The sequence below is a fragment of the Klebsiella sp. C283 genome, assembly GCF_048822555.1.
Taxonomy (GTDB): domain Bacteria; phylum Pseudomonadota; class Gammaproteobacteria; order Enterobacterales; family Enterobacteriaceae; genus Klebsiella; species Klebsiella quasipneumoniae.
Window position 1 is genome coordinate 285,128 of the sequence record NZ_JBMEZS010000005.1, and the last position, 18,410, is coordinate 303,537.

Annotated in this window: 13 protein-coding genes; 8 read left to right on the forward strand and 5 right to left on the reverse strand. The window is 62.1% G+C overall.

Annotation, left to right across the window (positions count from 1 at the left end; genetic code table 11):
* Window positions 1-2 precede the first annotated feature (2 nt).
* From pduQ to ACOI7Z_RS12090, 7 genes are all read left to right on the forward strand, one after another.
* A complete protein-coding gene (gene pduQ, locus ACOI7Z_RS12060; RefSeq protein WP_004105190.1) occupies window positions 3-1,115 on the forward strand; it encodes a 1-propanol dehydrogenase PduQ in 1,113 nt (370 codons plus the stop codon).
* Window positions 1,112-2,467, forward strand: a complete 1,356-nt coding sequence (gene pduS / locus ACOI7Z_RS12065) for a cobalamin reductase PduS (RefSeq protein ID WP_087849648.1) — start codon at window positions 1,112-1,114, stop codon at window positions 2,465-2,467. The genes pduQ and pduS overlap by 4 nt, the downstream gene beginning before the upstream one ends.
* A 2-nt stretch (window positions 2,468-2,469) precedes the next feature.
* Window positions 2,470-3,024, forward strand: a complete 555-nt coding sequence (gene pduT / locus ACOI7Z_RS12070; RefSeq protein WP_072413523.1) for a propanediol utilization microcompartment protein PduT — start codon at window positions 2,470-2,472, stop codon at window positions 3,022-3,024.
* Window positions 3,024-3,374, forward strand: coding sequence for a propanediol utilization microcompartment protein PduU (pduU, locus tag ACOI7Z_RS12075; RefSeq protein WP_000441103.1), 351 nt, complete (start codon window positions 3,024-3,026; stop codon window positions 3,372-3,374). The genes pduT and pduU overlap by 1 nt, the downstream gene beginning before the upstream one ends.
* Before the next feature lie 4 nt (window positions 3,375-3,378).
* Window positions 3,379-3,831 carry a propanediol utilization protein PduV gene (gene pduV, locus ACOI7Z_RS12080; protein ID WP_087849649.1) on the forward strand — a complete coding sequence of 151 codons (453 nt, stop codon included), beginning with the start codon at window positions 3,379-3,381 and terminating at the stop codon, window positions 3,829-3,831.
* Window positions 3,816-5,030, forward strand: a complete 1,215-nt coding sequence (locus ACOI7Z_RS12085) for an acetate/propionate family kinase (RefSeq protein ID WP_087849650.1) — start codon at window positions 3,816-3,818, stop codon at window positions 5,028-5,030. Before pduV ends, ACOI7Z_RS12085 begins: the two co-directional genes overlap by 16 nt.
* Window positions 5,031-5,121: 91 nt before the next feature.
* On the forward strand, window positions 5,122-5,988 hold the full coding sequence (locus ACOI7Z_RS12090) for an L-threonine kinase (protein WP_032429207.1): 867 nt from the start codon (window positions 5,122-5,124) through the stop codon (window positions 5,986-5,988).
* A gap of 3 nt (window positions 5,989-5,991) precedes the next feature.
* On the opposite strand, the gene cobD is transcribed toward ACOI7Z_RS12090, so the two are convergent.
* Together cobD and amiC are read right to left on the reverse strand one after the other, a co-directional pair.
* Window positions 5,992-7,068, reverse strand: coding sequence for a threonine-phosphate decarboxylase CobD (cobD, locus tag ACOI7Z_RS12095; RefSeq protein WP_023290889.1), 1,077 nt, complete (start codon window positions 7,066-7,068; stop codon window positions 5,992-5,994).
* Between the two features lie 17 nt (window positions 7,069-7,085).
* Window positions 7,086-8,339: an N-acetylmuramoyl-L-alanine amidase AmiC gene (gene amiC / locus ACOI7Z_RS12100; protein ID WP_023290890.1), complete on the reverse strand. Its 1,254-nt coding sequence runs from the start codon at window positions 8,337-8,339 to the stop codon at window positions 7,086-7,088.
* Window positions 8,340-8,565: 226 nt separating this feature from the next.
* On the opposite strand from amiC, the gene argA reads away from it, so the two are divergent.
* Entirely contained in the window at window positions 8,566-9,897 is a 1,332-nt protein-coding gene (gene argA, locus ACOI7Z_RS12105; protein ID WP_004149616.1) for an amino-acid N-acetyltransferase, read from the forward strand.
* Between the two features lie 208 nt (window positions 9,898-10,105).
* On the opposite strand, the gene recD is transcribed toward argA, so the two are convergent.
* From recD to ptrA, 3 genes are read right to left on the reverse strand one after another with little or no spacing between them, the layout of a single operon-like run.
* Window positions 10,106-11,950 carry an exodeoxyribonuclease V subunit alpha gene (recD, locus tag ACOI7Z_RS12110; protein ID WP_087849651.1) on the reverse strand — a complete coding sequence of 615 codons (1,845 nt, stop codon included), beginning with the start codon at window positions 11,948-11,950 and terminating at the stop codon, window positions 10,106-10,108.
* Window positions 11,947-15,483 (reverse strand): exodeoxyribonuclease V subunit beta, encoded by a 3,537-nt coding sequence (recB, locus tag ACOI7Z_RS12115; protein ID WP_087849652.1) that lies wholly within the window; start codon window positions 15,481-15,483, stop codon window positions 11,947-11,949. Before recB ends, recD begins: the two co-directional genes overlap by 4 nt.
* Entirely contained in the window at window positions 15,480-18,365 is a 2,886-nt protein-coding gene (gene ptrA, locus ACOI7Z_RS12120) for a pitrilysin (protein ID WP_087849653.1), read from the reverse strand. The genes recB and ptrA overlap by 4 nt, the downstream gene beginning before the upstream one ends.
* Window positions 18,366-18,410 lie beyond the last annotated feature (45 nt).

Below are 18,410 nucleotides of genomic sequence, written 5' to 3' on the forward strand. Positions count from 1 at the left end.
CGATGAAAACTTTCTCACTACAAACGCGGTTGTACAGCGGTCAGGGTAGCCTGGCGGTGCTCAAACGCTTTACCAACAAGCACATCTGGATTATCTGCGATGGCTTTCTTGCGCGCTCGCCGCTGCTGGAAACCCTGCGTCAGGCGTTGCCCGCAGATAACCGCATTAGCGTCTTTAGCGAGATAACCCCGGACCCCACTATCCACACCGTGGTACAGGGCATTGCGCAAATGCAGGCCCTGCAGCCGCAGGTGGTCATCGGCTTCGGCGGCGGATCGGCAATGGATGCGGCGAAAGCTATCGTCTGGTTCAGTCAGCAGAGCGGCATCAGCATCGAAACCTGCGTGGCTATACCGACCACCAGCGGTACCGGTTCAGAAGTAACCAGCGCCTGCGTAATTAGCGATCCGGATAAAGGCATCAAGTACCCGCTGTTCAACAATGCGCTCTATCCCGATATGGCGATCCTTGACCCGGAGCTGGTGGTCAGCGTGCCGCCGCAGATTACGGCCAACACCGGCATGGACGTGCTGACCCACGCGCTGGAGGCGTGGGTCTCTCCGCACGCCAGCGACTTTACCGACGCGCTGGCGGAAAAAGCCGCCAAACTGGTGTTCCAGTATCTGCCCACGGCGGTGGAAAAAGGCGACTGCGTGGCGACGCGCGGGAAAATGCACAATGCCTCAACGCTTGCCGGGATGGCGTTCAGCCAGGCGGGGCTGGGGCTTAACCACGCTATCGCCCACCAGCTTGGCGGGCAGTTTCATCTCCCGCACGGACTGGCCAACGCGCTGCTGTTAACCGCGGTTATCCGCTTTAACGCCGGTCATCCGCGCGCCGGAAAACGCTACGCGCGGCTGGCCAAAGCCTGCGGCTTTTGTCCGGCAGACGCCAGCGATAGTACGGCGATCAATGCGCTGATCCAGCAAATCGAACGGCTCAAGCAGCGCTGTGCGCTGCCGTCACTGGCGGTCGCGCTGAAAGAGGGACGTGCCGAGTACTCAGCGCGCATTCCGGCCATGGTGCAGGCCGCACTGGCTGACGTGACCTTGCGCACGAATCCTCGCCCGGCCAGCGCCGGGGAAATTCAGGAACTGCTGGAGGAACTGCTATGAGTACCGCCGTCAACGCTGTTGAAATGGTCAGAAGCGCCGAGGAGATCCGCGAGCGCGTGCGCGCTGCGGGCGTAGTCGGCGCGGGTGGAGCGGGTTTTCCCGCCCACGTGAAGCTGCAGGCGCAGGTGGAGATCTTTCTGGTTAACGCCGCCGAGTGCGAACCGATGCTCAAGGTCGACCAGCAGCTAATGTGGCAGCAGGCTGCACGTCTGGTCCGCGGCGTGCAGTACGCAATGACGGCAACCGGCGCGCGCGAAGGGGTGATTGCCCTGAAAGAGAAGTACCGCCGGGCTATCGACGCCCTCACCCCGCTGCTGCCTGCCGGTATTCGCCTGCATATTCTGCCGGATGTCTATCCCGCAGGCGATGAGGTGCTGACTATCTGGTTGGCGACTGGTCGCCGGGCCGCGCCCGCCGCGCTGCCAGCCAGCGTTGGAGTCGTGGTGAATAACGTACAAACGGTGCTCAACATGGCCCGTGCGGTTGAGCAGCAGTTTCCGGTGACCCGCCGCACGCTAACCGTTAACGGCGCGGTCGCCCGACCGCTGACCGTCACCGTCCCCATCGGCATGTCGCTGCGCGAAGTGCTGGCGCTGGCGGGCGGCGCGACGGTCGACGACCCCGGTTTTATTAACGGTGGCCCGATGATGGGCGGCCTGATGACTGCTCTCGATAGCCCGGTAACCAAAACTACCGGCGGCCTGCTGGTGCTGCCCAAAAGCCATCCGCTTATCCAGCGGCGGATGCAGGACGAGCGCACGGTGCTTTCCGTGGCCCGTACCGTCTGCGAACAGTGTCGCCTGTGTACCGATCTCTGCCCACGGCATCTGATCGGCCACGAACTCTCCCCGCACCTGCTGGTGCGGGCGGTGAACTTTCATCAGGCCGCCACGCCCCAGCTGCTGCTGAGCGCCCTCACCTGTTCGGAATGCAACGTCTGCGAAAGCGTGGCCTGCCCGGTAGGGATCTCGCCGATGCGCATCAACCGCATGCTGAAACGCGAGCTGCGCGCGCAAAACCAGCGCTATGAAGGGCCGCTCTATCCGGCCGACGAAATGGCGAAATATCGCCTCGTGCCGGTGAAGCGACTGATCGCCAAACTGGGGCTGAGCCCCTGGTATCAGGAGGCGCCGCTGGTGGAAGACGAACCAGCAGTAGAAACCGTGACGTTGCAGTTGCGCCAGCATATCGGCGCCAGCGCGGTAGCGAACGTTGCAGTGGGAGAACGCGTTACCCGGGGGCAATGCGTTGCCGATATCCCGGCAGGCACATTAGGCGCGCCGGTTCACGCCAGCATCGACGGCGTGGTTGCGGCCATCAGCGAACAGGCCATCACGGTGGTAAGAGGTTAACCATGTCTCAGGCTATAGGAATTTTAGAACTCACCAGCATTGCCAAAGGAATGGAACTCGGCGATGCGATGCTGAAAAGCGCCAACGTCAATCTGCTGGTCAGCAAAACTATCTGCCCGGGTAAGTTTTTACTGATGCTCGGTGGGGATATCGGCGCCATCCAGCAGGCCATTGAAACCGGCACTTCGCAGGCCGGCGAAATGCTCGTCGACAGCCTGGTGCTGGCGAATATCCATCCCAGCGTACTCCCGGCCATCAGCGGCCTGAACAGCGTAGACCAACGCCAGGCGGTCGGCATCGTTGAAACCTGGAGCGTTGCGGCCTGCATCAGCGCCGCGGACCGGGCGGTGAAAGGCTCCAACGTCACCCTGGTACGGGTGCATATGGCCTTCGGCATCGGCGGTAAATGCTACATGGTGGTGGCGGGCGACGTTTCCGACGTCAACAACGCGGTTACGGTAGCCAGCGAAAGCGCGGGTGAAAAAGGGCTGCTGGTTTATCGTTCGGTGATCCCGCGACCGCATGAAGCCATGTGGCGACAGATGGTGGAGGGATAATGGAAAGACAGCCAACAACGGATCGCATGATTCAGGAATACGTTCCCGGGAAACAGGTAACCCTCGCGCACCTGATTGCCAATCCCGGGAAAGATCTCTTTAAGAAACTCGGCCTGCAGGATGCGGTGTCCGCCATCGGCATCCTCACCATTACGCCCAGCGAAGCGTCGATTATCGCCTGCGATATCGCCACCAAATCCGGCGCGGTGGAGATCGGTTTTCTTGACCGCTTTACCGGCGCCGTGGTGCTGACCGGCGACGTTTCCGCCGTCGAGTACGCCCTCAAGCAGGTGACGCGCACCCTGGGCGAGATGATGCAGTTTACTACCTGCTCAATAACCCGGACGTAGCGCGATGAAACGTCTGATGTTGATCGGCCCCAGCCAGTGCGGCAAAACCTCGCTGACCCAGGGCCTGCGCGGCGAAGCGCTCCATTATAAGAAAACCCAGTCGATTGAATGGTCGCCGATGGCCATCGACACGCCGGGCGAATATCTGGAGAACCGCTGCCTTTATAGCGCTCTGTTGACCAGCGCCTGCGAGGCCGACGTTATCGCTCTGGTGCTGAACGCCGACGCCCAGTGGTCGCCGTTTTCTCCGGGTTTTACCGCGCCGATGAACCGCCCGACGATTGGTCTGGTCACGAAAGCCGACCTTGCCGATGCGCAGCGGATATCGCTAATCGGCGAGTGGCTCAGGCAGGCTGGCGCCCAGCAGATTTTTATCACCAGCGCGCTGAATAATCTGGGTCTTGATACCGTGCTGGATTTTCTGAATTCGAAGGAACCTTTATGTCTTACAAAATAATGGCCATTAATGCCGGCAGTTCATCGTTAAAATTCCAGCTGCTGGAGATGCCTCAGGGCGATATGCTCTGCCAGGGATTGATCGAGCGTATCGGCATGGCAAACGCCCTGGTGACCCTTAAAACGCCGGCGCAAAAATGGCAGGAAACGGCGCCCGTAGCCGATCACCGTGAAGCCGTCACCCTGCTGCTGGAAAAGCTCCTCGACCATCGGATTATCCAGAGTTTGCAGGATATCGATGGCGTCGGCCACCGCGTGGCGCACGGCGGGGAGCGCTTTAAAGATTCGACGCCGGTGACCGATGAGACCTTAGCGGAAATCGAGCGCCTGGCGGAACTGGCCCCGCTGCATAATCCGGTCAACGCGCTGGGCATTAACGTTTTCCGCCAGTTGCTGCCCGACGCGCCGTCGGTGGCGGTGTTTGATACCGCTTTTCACCAGACGCTGGACGAGCGCGCGTTTATCTATCCGCTGCCCTGGCGCTACTACAGCGAGTTGGGCATTCGCCGTTACGGCTTCCACGGCACCAGCCACAAGTACGTTAGCGCGACGCTGGCGGAAAAGCTGGGCGTACCGTTGAGCGCTCTGCGCGTAGTGAGCTGCCATCTCGGCAACGGCAGCAGCGTTTGCGCAATCAAAGGCGGGCGCTCGGTTAACACGTCAATGGGCTTTACGCCGCAGTCCGGCGTGATGATGGGCACCCGCAGCGGCGATATCGATCCGTCGATTCTACCGTGGCTGGCGCTGCATGAGGGAAAAACGCCGGAGCAGCTTAATCAGCTGCTGAATAACGAGTCCGGCCTGCTGGGGGTTTCCGGCATATCGCACGATTATCGCGATGTCGAGCAGGCGGCGGACGGCGGTAATCGTCAGGCAGCCCTGGCGCTCTCGCTGTTTGCCGAGCGCATTCGCGCCACCATCGGCAGTTATATTATGCAGATGGGCGGCCTGGACGCGCTGATCTTTACCGGCGGCATCGGCGAAAACTCCGCCCGCGCCAGGAGCGCCATCTGCCATAACCTGAATTTCCTCGGGCTCTCGGTCGATGAAGAGAAAAACCAGCACAACGCTACCTTTATTCAGGCCGAAAATGCGATGGTCAAAGTGGCGGTCATCAATACCAATGAAGAGCTGATGATTGCCCGCGATGTGATGCGCCTGGCGCTGCCGCAGGCGCGCGAGCTGGCGGTGTCGGTATAAACGGCGCCTCTCCCCTTGCGGAGAATCATGGTAACCGGCGAATCGCCGTGCCACTATGCGCCCTGGCGAAGGTAAGCGGAAAGGTGAAAACGTGGCCGTTGCACAATGTCCCGCCTCGTGCGGAGAACTTATCCAGGGCTGGATCCTCGGCAGCGAGAAGCTGGTCTCCTGCCCGGTGGACTGGTACAGCACCGTCGAGGTCGAGACCGGCACGCCGCGAAACGATGAGCGGCCACTGTCGCGGGCGATGGTCGACCAGCTGCTGGCCCACTGGGGCTACCCGGCGGCGCTGAGTCAGCAGATCCGCATCACCCTGCACTCGACGATCCCGGTCGCCAAAGGGATGGCCAGCAGCACCGCCGATATCGCCGCCACCGCGGCGGCTACCGCCCATCATCTGGGCCACGCGCTGGATGAGCCGACGCTGGCGCGCCTGTGCGTCGCGCTGGAGCCCACCGACAGCACCCTGTTCCGCCAGCTGACGTTGTTCGACCATAATACCGCCGCCACGCAAATCGCCTGCCCTGCGCCGCCGGCGCTCGACCTGTTAGTGCTGGAGAGCCCGCTGACGCTGCGCACCACTGACTACCACCAGCTGCCGCGCGAGCCGGGTCTGCTGGCTAACGCCTCCCGGCTGCAGCTGGCGTGGGAGAAAGTGCAGCAGGCCTGCCAGCGCGGTAGCCCGCAGCTGCTGGGCGAAGCGGCGACCATCAGCGCCATCGCCAGCCAGCGGCTGTTGCCCAAGCCGGGGTTTGACGCGCTGCTGGACCTGGTGGAAAGCGCAGGGCTCTATGGCCTTAACGTGGCGCACAGCGGCAGCGTCGTCGGCCTGCTGCTGGACCGCCGTCGTCATGACGTCGACTTTATAAAATGGCGGCTGGCAGACAGCGACATCGCCGCCCACTGGCCGCTGCAGCACTTGCTGGCGATGGTCCCGGGGGGCGTCACCCTGCAATAGGGCTCAGGCCAGCGCCCGGCGCAGCGCCGCCAGCAGCTGGTCGTTTTCGCCGGCGCTGCGGATCGCCACCCGGAAATAGCGGCTATCAAGCCCCGGGTAATTCGCGCAGCTGCGGATCAGCACATGCTGGCGCAACAGGGCATATTGCAGGTCAAGCTCTGGTCTGTCGCAGCGCAAGAACAGGTAGTTGGCGCGCCCGGGCCACACGGTCAGCCCGGCTATCTCCTGCAGCTGCGCGTAGAAACGCGCCCCCTCCTCCTGCAGCCACTGCCAGGTGGCCCGCTGATACGCCCGGTCCTGGAGGATGATCTCGCCGGCCAGCGCGGCATACGCATTAATGGACCACGGCATTTGTCGCTCGCGCAGCCGGGCTACCGCCTGCGCGTCAGCATTGAGCAGGTAGCCAAGACGCAGTCCCGGAATGGCATAAAACTTAGTGAGCGAGCGCAAAACCCAGACGTGCGGATACTGCGCCAGCAGGGGAATAAACCCCGGCTGGTCGGGGATAAAGTCAAGGAAGGCCTCATCGAGGATCAGGCTGATGTTCAGCGCCTGGCAACGCCGGGCAATGGCTTCCAGCAGGCCCCGCTCTGGCAGCAGGCCGGTGGGGTTGTTCGGCGTGCAGAGAAACAGGCAGTCCAGCGCCGGGGTGAGGGCATCGAGGATCGCGTCGGTCAGCTGCCAGCCATCGCACTCCCGAAGGGCATACTCCACGACCGCGCAATCCACGGTTTGCAGCGCCCGCCGGTACTCCGCGAAGCCAGGAATGACGATCATTGCCCGCCTCGGCTTAAGGCCGTGGGCGAGGGTGAAGATCGATTCGGTTTCGCCATTGCCGGCGAGGATATGCCCCGCCGGCAGCTGATGGTGGGCCGCCAGCGCCTGGTGCAGCTGTTGATATTCGACGTCAGGATAGCGCTCGGCGCAGCCGAGGTTATCGACGATCGCCTGCCTGAGCGAGGCAGGCATTCCCAGCGGATTGATGTTGGCGCTAAAATCCAGCAGCTCGTTGGGGGCAATGCCCAGCAGGGCGGCGGCCTCGCGGATATTGCCGCCATGGGCGCTTTTCAGTAAGGCCATATCCTTTTCCTGTGTGGTTATCCACGCCGGGCCAGCGTCGCGCCGTCGGCGAAGTACGCTTTAATCCCGGCAAGGATCGACTCGGCCACCTCCTGCTGGAATTTGGCCGTTTTCAGCTTCCGCTCCTCTTCCACGTTACTGATAAACGCCGTCTCCACCAGAATGGAGGGGATATCGGGCGCCTTGAGCACCGCAAAGCCCGCCTGCTCTACCCGATTTTTGTGCAGATTATTGATGTTACCCATTTTCTCCAGCACCGCCTTACCAAATTTGAGGCTGTCGGCGATGGTGAGGGACTGCACCATATCGAACATGGTGTGGTCGACATAGCGATCGCCGCTCTTGCTGACCCCACCGATCAGATCCGAGGCGTTCTGCGTCTGGGCGAGATATTTTGCCGCGGTACTGGTGGCTCCCTTGGTGGAGAGCGCAAACACCGAGGAGCCGCTGGGCTGGCGGCTGGTAAAGGCGTCGGCGTGAATCGATACGAACAGGTCGGCGCGCTGCTTCTGCGCCTTGGCGACACGCACCTTCAACGGGATAAACACGTCTTCGTTGCGGGTCATATAGGCCTTCATATTGCCTTCTTTGTCGATCAGCGCCCGCAGGCGACGGGCAATCTGCAGCACCACGTCTTTCTCGCGGGTGCGATACTTGCCCACAGCGCCCGAATCTTCGCCGCCGTGGCCGGGATCGAGCATAATGACAATCGGCCGATCGCGCCCGGCTTTGCCCGGCTGCGGCCCGCTTTGCGCCGGCGGTACCTGACGCTGCAGATCGCCTTTGTTGTAATCCTCAAGCAGCGCCAGCAGCGGATCCTGCACATCGGTGGCGTTGGCGGGGTAAAGATCCATCACCAGACGCTCTTTAAAGCCGGCCACCGGCGCGAGGGCAAACAGCTGCGGCTTAACGTTCTGCTTGAGCTCGAAGACCATGCGCACGGTTTGCGGATCAAACTGGCCCACGCGGGCGGACTTAATAAAGGGATCGTCATCGCGGATCTGCCCTCCCATGCCTTTCAGCACCGAGTTCAGATTAACCCCTTCCAGATCCACCACCACCCGTTCCGGATTACTGAGGGCAAACTGCCGGTATTTCAGCACATGATTCGATTCCACCGTGACGCGCGTGTAGGTCGATGCTGGCCAGACGCGAACGGCAACCACCCGCGCGGCGGCGGCCAGCCCAACGGGGCTCACGCTCATTAACCACATGGCGCCCGCGCCCTGCAGCAGACGGCGACGGCTTAATCCAGAGTTGTTTCCCGACATGCCACTCCCAAGCAATAAAACGCATTTATACCCAAAACAAACAGATTGACCAGAAACTTTAACGAAAGGCATATAACCTGTCATCTATAAAAGGGTAAACATTCATTGACACCCTGCGCCGGGTCACATGTTTTTCAGGGCTTAGCCTCAAATTGGGGCTTGCGTTTAACGGCAAAACAGAATAAAAATACAATAATTACGAATAATCATGCATTGAGGGTTTGTCATGGTGAAGGAACGTCGCACTGAACTGGTAGAAGGATTCCGCCATTCTGTTCCCTATATTAATGCCCATCGGGGAAAAACGTTTGTCATCATGCTGGGCGGCGAAGCCATTGAGCATGAAAATTTCTCAAATATTGTCAATGACATAGGGTTATTGCATAGCCTGGGCATTCGCCTGGTGGTGGTCTATGGCGCCCGCCCGCAGATTGACGCTAACCTCGCCGAGCACCATCACGAGCCGGTCTATCACAAGCAGACGCGAGTGACTGACGCCAAAACGCTGGAGCTGGTTAAGCAGGCGGCGGGGATGCTGCAGCTGGAGATCACCGCCCGCCTGTCGATGAGCCTCAACAACACCCCGCTGCAGGGAGCCCATATCAACGTCGTCAGCGGCAACTTTATCATTGCCCAGCCGCTGGGCGTTGATGACGGCGTTGATTATTGCCACAGCGGCCGCATTCGCCGCATTGACGAAGAGGCGATTCATCGCCAGCTCGACAGCGGCGCCATTGTGCTGATGGGGCCGGTCGCGGTGTCGGTCACCGGCGAAAGCTTTAACCTGACTTCGGAAGAGATCGCCACCCAGTTGGCCATCAAGCTGAAAGCAGAGAAAATGATCGGCTTCTGTTCTTCGCAAGGGGTTTACAACCAGGCCGGGGAAATTGTCTCCGAACTGTTCCCCAATGAAGCGCAGGCCCGCGTCGAAGAGCTGGAAGCGGACGAAGATTATAACTCCGGTACCGTGCGCTTCCTGCGCGGGGCCGTGAAGGCCTGCCGCAGCGGCGTGCGGCGCTGCCACCTGATCAGCTATCAGGAAAATGGCGCGCTGCTGCAGGAGCTATTCTCACGCGACGGCATCGGCACCCAGATCGTCATGGAGAGCGCAGAGCAAATCCGTCGGGCGACCATCAACGATATCGGCGGAATTCTCGAGCTGATAAGCCCGCTGGAACAGCAGGGCATCCTGGTGCGCCGCTCCCGCGAGCAGCTGGAGATGGAGATCGACAAATTCACTATTATTCAGCGCGATAACACCACTATCGCCTGCGCCGCCCTCTATCCTTTCCCGGAAGAGAAGATCGGCGAAATGGCCTGCGTGGCGGTGCATCCGGATTACCGGAGCTCGTCGCGGGGAGAGGTGCTGCTGGAGCGTATTGCCGCCCAGGCCAGACAGATGGGGCTGAGCAAGCTGTTTGTGTTAACCACCCGCAGCATCCACTGGTTCCAGGAGCGCGGCTTCACGCCGGTGGATATCGATCTGCTGCCGGAGAGTAAAAAGCAGATGTATAACTATCAGCGCCGGTCGAAGGTGCTGATGGCCGACCTCGCTTAAGCCCTTCTTCGCTGTTGCTAACGGCCCGGGATAAAAAGGCGTTTATCGCTCCCCGGGCCTGTCCCCTGCTACGCCTGGCCGGCACGCTGTCTGCGGCTCGCGGGTAGAATTCTGCTTTTCGCGTAGACCCTTTACCTCGCTGGCTCACCGATATGCGCCCAGCTGTCGAGGTGCGTCGTCACGCTACCCGTCGCCCAAACGCGGCATCTCAGGGGGCTTCGCGCCCGGCGAAGATCTCCGTCAGGCCGCTTCGCCGCTCGGTTCGCGTCACAATGGCCTGGGAGAGCACCTGCTCGTCGGCATAGAGCGACAACCGCTGTTTCGCGCGGGTGATCGCGGTGTAGACCAGTTCGCGCGTCACCAGCGGGACGCTGCGCGCCGGCAGGATCAACGCCGCATGGTCGAACTCCGATCCCTGCGATTTATGCACGGTCATTGCCCAGGCGGTATCATGCTCCGGCAGGCGGCTCGGCTGCACCGACTTGATGGCGCCGTCGGGCATCAGGAACCACACCCTAAGATCGCCGTTGCGCTCCAGCGCTATCCCGATATCGCCGTTAAACAGTCCCAGCGCGCTGTCGTTGCGCGATATCATAATCGGCCGGCCGTCATACCAGCGGGAGTGGCGCGGCAGGGCGATCGCCCGCTGACGGTTGAGCCGCTGCTCCAGCCGCTCATTGATGCCGCTCACGCCGTACGGCCCTTCACGCAGCGCGCACAGCAGCTGAAATTCGCTGAAGGCGGCCAGCATCGCCTGCGGTTCCGCCCGCTCGTGGCGCAGCTGCAGGTAGCGCTCATAGCCCTGCTGTGCCGCGCCGAGCATGGCGTCGTACTCTTCGGTCGTGCTGAGGGGATGAAGCGCGATATCGTCAAACGGCTGGCGCAGCGTGGCCTTCACCTCCGCGCGCGCGCCAGCGTTCACCGCCCGCGCCAGGCTCCCAATGCCGGAGTGACTGCCGAAGCGATAGCTCTTTTGCAGCAGGCACAAGCTATCTCTCAGCGCGCCAGCGATAGCCCCCTCGCCCGCTGGTACCGGTGAACCGGTCAGCCGGGTCAGCTCCTGCGCCCGCGCGGCGGTATAGCCCGAGCTCGCCCAGGCGCAGATATCCCCCAGCACCGCCCCCGCTTCCACGGAGGCCAGCTGGTCGCGATCGCCGAGAAAAATCACCCGCCCGTGAGCCGGCAGCGCGTCGATGAGCCGCGACATCATCGGCAGGTCGATCATCGAGGCTTCATCCACCACCAGCACGTCCAGATGCAGTGGGTTGCCGGCGTGATAGCGCATGCGCTGGCTGCCGGGCTGGGCGCCCAGCAGACGATGCAGCGTGCTGGCCTCGGTGGGAATCAACGCTTTCTGCGCGTCGGTCAGCGGCAGTTTTCTCAACGCCGCGCCCAGCGATTCGGTCAGGCGCGCCGCCGCTTTCCCCGTCGGCGCCGCCAGGCGAATACGACAGCGCGGACTGTCTTCAATCTGGATTAGCGCCGCCAGAAGTTTGGCCACGGTGGTGGTCTTCCCGGTCCCGGGACCGCCGGAGATCACCGAGATGCGGCGGGTCAGCGCCACCGCCGCGGCCACTTTTTGCCAGTCGGTTTCGCCGGTGGCAGGGAACAGAGCGTTCAGGGTTGACGCCAGCCGGGCCTCATCCATCTCCAGCACCCGGTTGGCTTCGTTGAAGAAGCGGGCGACGGTCAGCTCGTTGCGCCACATCCGGTTCAGATAGAGCCGGTCGCCGCATAAGATCATCGGCGCCGGGGCATCGCCGCAGCTCACCGCCGACGAAGCGAGCAGTAGCCCGGGCCAGTCTTCCGGCGCGCCGGCTTCGTCCAGCAGTCGATCGCGGATCTCCCCCGCTTTCCCGCCGAGCGCCTCGTCGCCGCTCAGCCGCGAGAGCGGCAGGCATACGTGCCCCTCGCCGGCGTCCCGGCTCAGCAAGGCCGCCGCCAGCTTGACCGCCGGCGGGTCGTTTTGCGCCACCATCAGAGCAAACTGGACGTCCAGCGGCCGCAGCAGACGCTGCTCCACCGCCGCCAGCAGTAGTTGTTCGAAAGTCATGAGGCCTCCTCCTGAGTTTCTCCGGCAAAAAGCTGATCCAGACCGTCAATCAGCGGTCGCACCGGCCGGGTGGTGAAGATCCCTTGCCCCCCCTCCTGCCCGTCCATGCCGCGCAGGAAGAGATAAATCACGCCGCCGAAGTGGCGGTCATAGTCGTAATCGGCCAGCCGGTGGCGCAGATAGCGGTGGAGCGCCAGGCTGTACAGCTGATACTGCAGATCGTAGCGGTGAGCCCGCATCGCCTGCTCCATCGCGGGCCGGGTATAGGCCTCGCGATCTTCCCCCAGCCAGTTCGATTTGTAATCCAGCAGGTAATAGCGGCCTTCGTGGCGGAAGACCAGATCGATAAAGCCTTTCAGCATGCCGCGCACCTGGCGGAAATCCAGCGGCGGCGTGTCGGCGGAAAGGGGATCGTACTGGCGGATAAGCGCGTCAAGGCGCTCCGCCGTCAGCAGCTGGGCGATGGGCAGGTAAAATGCCATCTCCACCTGTTTATCCCGCGCCGCAAGCCGATTGAGCGCGATATCCGGCCCCGGCAAACGGGTCTGCAGCACGCCCCCCAGCCAGTCGGTCAGCACCGGCGCCCACTGCGCGTCAAACCCGCTCAGCTGTAGTTTCTCCGCCATCCACCCGTCCGGTACCGGCTGGGTAAAGTCCAGCTCCTCAAACAGACTGTGCAGGAAGGTTCCCGGCGCGGCGCCGCGCGGAAACTGGTGGGGGGTCAGCTGCGGATCTTCCACGACTTCGCCGACGCCGGCGGCATCGACATCCAGACGCGGCAGCAGATCCTGTCCGCCGCTGAAACCATGCTGCTGCAGCCCGGAATAGCTGGTCACCCGCCAGTCGTCGGCGATGCGGCGCTGCAGCTCGCGCGCCGACAACGGAGGAATGCTCGCCGCCGGCGCCTGCCACGGGGTCAGATCCAGCTCGCCAGGTCTCTGTAATGCAATATCGCCATGGCAGAAGTCCGCTAAGCGCGCGGCCAGCCCGGCGGCATCCATGGCTTCGCCCGCCTGCAGCAGCCGCCCGAGGGCGCTCAGATGAAAATCGCTGTTGCCGGACTTTCGACTGCTGAGGGGCGCCACGCCAAGGCTGCAGTGCCAGACCGCGCGGGTCAGGGCGACGTACAGCAGGCGCAGATCTTCCGCCAGCCGTTCCGCCTCCGCCAGCTCGAGGCTGGCCTCATCCTGGCCCAGATCCAGCACCGCCGCGAACGTCTCGCGATCGTGATAGAACGCCTGGTCCTGTTTGCGAAACCGGGCGATAAACGGCAGCCAGACCAGGGGATATTCCAGTCCTTTTGACTTGTGAATAGTGACGATTTGCACGAGGTGCTTATCGCTTTCGAGACGCATCTGCTGGCTGGCGGCGTTGCTGTCCGGCTCGGCGATATGCTGCGTCAGCCAGCGCACCAGGGCATGCTCGCTTTCCAGCTGGCTGGCCGCCTCCTGCAGCAATTCGCTGATGTGCAGTATGTCGGTTAAGCGCCGCTCGCCGCCCCGGGTCGCCAGCAGGTTCTCGGCGATGTGCCGGGCCGTCATCAGCGCCCGCAGCATCGGCATCACCCCGCGCTGACGCCAGATCTGGCGGTATTCGCTGAACTCCTCCACCAGCGCGTCCCACGCCTGCTCATCCTGGTTGAGGTTTTCAATATCCAGCGCGGTCAGGCCAAACATTGAGGTCGCCAACGCGCTGCGCAGGGTATTTTCCCGCTCCGGGGACAACACCGCCTGCAACAGCCAGAGCAGCTCCTGGGCCTCCAGCGTCTCAAAAACGCTGTCGCGGTTGGAGAGGTAGACCGAGGGGATGCCCAGCGTCTGGAGCGCTTCACGCACCTGCGCCGCCTCCAGCCGGTTGCGCACCAGCACGGTAATATCCGAAGCCTGCACCGGGCGCGAAGTTTCCCCACGCCACAGCCGTGCGCGCCCCTGCTGACCGGCGCTCAGCCAGTCGCGGATCTGCGTGGCGCAGAGCTGGGCCATAAACGTCTGATAATCGCCGGCGCCAACGGTGTCGCCGGGCATCAGCCAGACGTTCATCGCCGGGACATCCGCCGCGTCAACGGTAAAGCGCAGCCCCTGGTTCTTCGCCGCCGACTTCACCGGCAGGAACGGTATCTCGCGAAACATGAAGGGGTTATCGCTGAGGCTGAACAGCCGGTTGACGCTGCCCACCATGCCAGGGGAGGAGCGCCAGTTGGTGTCAAGCGTGTAGTGCGCGGCAACGTCGCCGCGCGCTTTCATATAGGTAAAGATATCGGCGCCGCGAAAGGCGTAGATGGCCTGCTTCGGATCGCCGATCAGCAGCAGCGCCGTCTCCGGACGCTGGCGCCAGATACGGCGGAAAATCCGGTACTGCTGGGGGTCGGTATCCTGAAACTCATCGATCATCGCCACCGGAAAACGCTGGCGAATGGCGCTGGCCAGCGCCTCGCCGCTGTCGCCGCGCAGCGCCTCATCAAGCCGGCTGAGCATGTCGTCAAACCCCAGCTCGCCGCGGCGGCGCTTTTCGCGCGCGACCGCATCACGGATCTCGACCATCGCTCTCGCCAGCACCAGATCGGTGAGCGTCAGCGACGAGGCCAGCAGCGATTCGACGGCGCTAAACAGAGGATGCACGGGCGGTTCGCCACCGGCTTTGGTACGCTCAAGCAGAAACGACTGGGCAAATTTCTCCAGCGCGTCGGGCAACTGATAGCTCAGCGTCTCTTCCTGCGCCCAGGCGGTCACTTTCTCAAGCCATTTGCCCTGGTTGCCGCGATTGAACTTCCGCCGGTCAAGGCCGGAATCTTCAAGCACGCCTTCGATCTCCCCCACCTGCTCGCGCCACTGCTGCTTGAGCGAGTCAATGCGGCCGATGATTTGCTGATGGCGCTCGGCCAGCGTCTCGTCAGCGGCTGGCGGCGACTTGAGCTGCGGCGCTTCGCCCTGCAGCCAGCGGTCAAGGGACTTCAGCAGGTCGCGCGGCCCTTTCCAGACGTCATGGATCACCGCCGCGATATCGCGTGTCAGTGGATAACAGTGACGGCGCCAGAAGTCGGCGCAGGCCTGATAGCGCAGGCGGGATTCATCCTCGATCAGCTGCTGCTCGAACAGCATGCCCGACTCGAAGGCGTTAAGGCTCAGCATCCGCTGGCAAAAACCGTGGATGGTGAACACCGCCGCCTCGTCCATCTGCCGTTCGGCCAACAGCAGGGTCTTCGCGGCATCGTCTTTATCGGCGATCTCCGCCAGCAGCGCGCTGTAGAGCGGGTTGTCGGATTCACCGCGCATACAGGCGATGCGCAGTTCATGGATGTTGCTGCGGATACGTCCGCGCAGCTCTTCGGTCGCCGCCTCGGTAAAGGTCACCACCAGCAGCTCTTCAACGCTGATGGCGCGGGGATAGGCGGCCTCGCCGCCCAGCCCCAGCAGCAGCCGCAGATACAGCGCGGCGATGGTAAAGGTTTTTCCGGTGCCCGCAGAGGCTTCTATCAGACGCTCGCCCCTCAAGGGCAAGCGCAGGGGATCCAAAGACTCAGCGGTGTCGGTCATTCATTCTCTCGCATCAGGGGTAAGGATTGCTGCAATGCGCTGACGTTTTCCCACACTTTGCCGCCTGCCGGCTGGGCGTAGTCCGCTTTGCCATTCTGGCTACCGGAAATCTGGGACAGTATCGTCATGCCCTGCGGATCCACCACCGTCTGATGGAAGAAATCGGCAAGTTTTTGCGGCGTCAGCAGTTTAATCTGAGCCACTACTTTATCACGTGAATCAAAACGCATATTACCGCGATCGAAATCTTTGCTCAGTTTCGATGCCTCTTCGCCCAGCGTCTGCGGCGCCTGCAACATCTGGCTTATCACCGCCTGCTGGAGCTGGGCAAACTCTTCCGGCTTCATCGCCCGCAGCTTCGCCTCCGCGGTGGGGAAGAAGGCCTGGAACCGCTGCCAGAGGAAAGCCGGCTGCTTATCGCTACTCTGCAGCAGGAAGCCCATACCCCACTGGCGCCCCACGTTCATCGGGAAGGCAAAGACCGCGTAGCCGAGCTGCTCTTCGGTGCGCAGCTGGTTGTAGAACCACGGCTGAATAATCTGTCCCAGCAGGGTGCTGGCGGCGGTGCTGCTGAACTCATCCACGTTGGGCGGCGCAAACACCGCGGCCAGCGCGGAGTCGGTGCTGTTGCCCGCTTTGTTGAAGATCGCCAGCTGCTGCCGGTTCACCACCACGTCTTTATTGCGGCACCATTCGTTGCCGTCAGCGCCCAGCTGCTGCTGGATCTGGCGAGCCAGCGTCGTGGCGGCATCGGCGGACATATTGCCGATCACCATCAGTTCAGGGCGCCCCTTGGTTTTCAGGTTGGCGCGGTAGTCGAGCACTTCCTGCAAGGTGATGGAAGGCAACAGCGCCCGGCGTACTTCGCGCTGGAAATACGGTACCTGGGAGACCATCTGGATCGGCATTATCGCCTGATCGTAGGCTTTGCCCTTCTCAGCGGAGTCCATCATTTGCGCATACCATGATTTGGCCTGCTCCAGCTGCTCCTCGGTCGGCGTATAGCTGAAGTATCCCTGCAGCAGGTCGCTGAACAGCGCCGGCAGGTGCTGGGTGTAGCCGTTGGCATTGACCATTAACCCGTTATTGGCGCCGGTGGAGAACGAAATGCCGCCGACCGCCGCCTGGTTACTGAGCTGATCGAGGGCGATGCCGGCGAGATAATCGTTGAGGGCAAACATCACCTGCCGGCGAGCGCTGTCCATCGCCTGGGGATTACGCAGCACAAGAGAGATATCCGCCTTCGGCTCGCTGGCGAAATACTGGCTCGGGGCATAAACCACCCGCAGGGTCGGCTCATCGAGGATCAGCTGAGGGTGCGGCCAGGCTTTATCGCTTTTGATGAGGGTGAAATCATCCGGAATATAGGGGTTGAGCGCCGGCAGCTGCAGCTTGATCGCCTGCGCTTTTTGCTGCCAGTCAGCGAACGTCTGCTCGCCGATCTTATCCACCTGATACGGCGCATCGACAAAATAAGCGGTCTTGTTATGCGGTTCCTGCGGGCTGATATACCAGATGCGCGCGTTCTGCGGAGTCATCATCGCCAGCCGGTCTTTGATCGCCTGCGGGTCGTAGCGATCGGCAATGTTGACCACGTCCAGCGCATGCTCGACCGGCACCCGGATCATGGTATCCGCCAGCCATTCCACGTAATCCATGTCGCGGTTGATCGACGGATAGCGGAAATCCAGCGCCAACACATGCGCCAACTCGTCAAAGTAACGTTTGTCGACGCCCTGGGTACGCAGGAGGTTGAGGTAGCTGAATATGGCCGCCGTCACTTCGCCGCGGTGCGCCAGGCCTTTATCGGTGAGGGTGGCAGAGATCGCCAGCACGCCGCTGTTGCCGTTCACCGCCGGGTCAGAATCCGCGCGGATACCTTCCGCCAGTCCCTGCTTTTGCAGCCAGTCGGAGAGCGTCCCCGGGCTGCGGTTGCCGATCAGGTAAGTGACCAGTTCATCCGTTTTGCTGCGGAAACGATCGCTGTTGTTGTCGATGCGAAACTCGACGCGCAGCACTTTACGCGGCATCGCCGGCACATAGTGAATAATAATGCCTTTTTGCGCATCGGTTACCACCGGGACGCTTATTTCCGGGCTGCTGATGTGACGATTCGGCACGCGGCCAAAGGTGTCAGCGGCCATGCGCGCCAGCTCCGGCAACGGCTTGTTGCTGTAGATCACCGCTTTCATCAGGTTGGCGGAGTACCAGCTATCGCGGAAGGTGTGCAGCGCATCAAGAACCGGGTTGCCGGGCTTATCGCTGAGCGTCTCGAGGTTGCCGCCAGAGAAGTGGGCCGCCGGGTGAGCCGGGTTAATGGTTTCTGCGCTGACCTGGGCCATGCGCATCCCGTCTCGCGTCCGGGCCATCGTCAGCTCGGCGTTGACCGCGTTACGTTCGCGGTCGGCATATTTTTTATCCAGCAGCGGCGCGGCGATGGCGTCGGCCAGCCGGTCTACGGCCCCGTCCAGCGCATCATTCTCCACTTCGAGATAGAACGCGGTGCGGTAGGGCGCGGTGCTGGCGTTATGGCTGCCGCCGTGCAGCTTAAGAAACTCTGCAAGGCTGTCAGGCTGGGGATATTTTTGCGACCCCATCAGCGTCATATGTTCCAGAAAATGCGCCAGCCCCTGATGATCGGCCGGATCCTGCAGGGATCCCACCGGCACCACCAGCGCCGACAGCGATTTCACCGCCTGCGGATCGGAAACCAGCAGCACGACCATGTCGTTATCAAGACGGATCGCCTGATACTGACGCGTATCTTTTTCGCTTTTGCGGATCGTCTCCTGAACAGGCTGCCATCCGTTGTCGGCTTGACTCAACGGCGCCCAGAGGGCGGCCAGCACTACAAAAACCTTGAACCATAAACTGCGGGGCATTCACGAACCTCATCATTAACAAACTTGCGCTGCACGGCGTGCAGC

What these genes read in the sequence shown, in the direction of transcription:
- pduQ (WP_004105190.1), top strand. Translation starts at nt 3, where the DNA reads ATGAAAACTTTCTCACTACAAACGCGGTTGTACAGCGGTCAGGGTAGC.
- pduS (WP_087849648.1), top strand. Translation starts at nt 1,112, where the DNA reads ATGAGTACCGCCGTCAACGCTGTTGAAATGGTCAGAAGCGCCGAGGAG.
- pduU (WP_000441103.1), top strand. Translation starts at nt 3,024, where the DNA reads ATGGAAAGACAGCCAACAACGGATCGCATGATTCAGGAATACGTTCCC.
- pduT (WP_072413523.1), top strand. Translation starts at nt 2,470, where the DNA reads ATGTCTCAGGCTATAGGAATTTTAGAACTCACCAGCATTGCCAAAGGA.
- ptrA (WP_087849653.1), bottom strand. Translation starts at nt 18,365, where the DNA reads ATGCCCCGCAGTTTATGGTTCAAGGTTTTTGTAGTGCTGGCCGCCCTC.
- ACOI7Z_RS12085 (WP_087849650.1), top strand. Translation starts at nt 3,816, where the DNA reads ATGTCTTACAAAATAATGGCCATTAATGCCGGCAGTTCATCGTTAAAA.
- recD (WP_087849651.1), bottom strand. Translation starts at nt 11,950, where the DNA reads ATGACTTTCGAACAACTACTGCTGGCGGCGGTGGAGCAGCGTCTGCTG.
- pduV (WP_087849649.1), top strand. Translation starts at nt 3,379, where the DNA reads ATGAAACGTCTGATGTTGATCGGCCCCAGCCAGTGCGGCAAAACCTCG.
- argA (WP_004149616.1), top strand. Translation starts at nt 8,566, where the DNA reads ATGGTGAAGGAACGTCGCACTGAACTGGTAGAAGGATTCCGCCATTCT.
- cobD (WP_023290889.1), bottom strand. Translation starts at nt 7,068, where the DNA reads ATGGCCTTACTGAAAAGCGCCCATGGCGGCAATATCCGCGAGGCCGCC.
- recB (WP_087849652.1), bottom strand. Translation starts at nt 15,483, where the DNA reads ATGACCGACACCGCTGAGTCTTTGGATCCCCTGCGCTTGCCCTTGAGG.
- amiC (WP_023290890.1), bottom strand. Translation starts at nt 8,339, where the DNA reads ATGTCGGGAAACAACTCTGGATTAAGCCGTCGCCGTCTGCTGCAGGGC.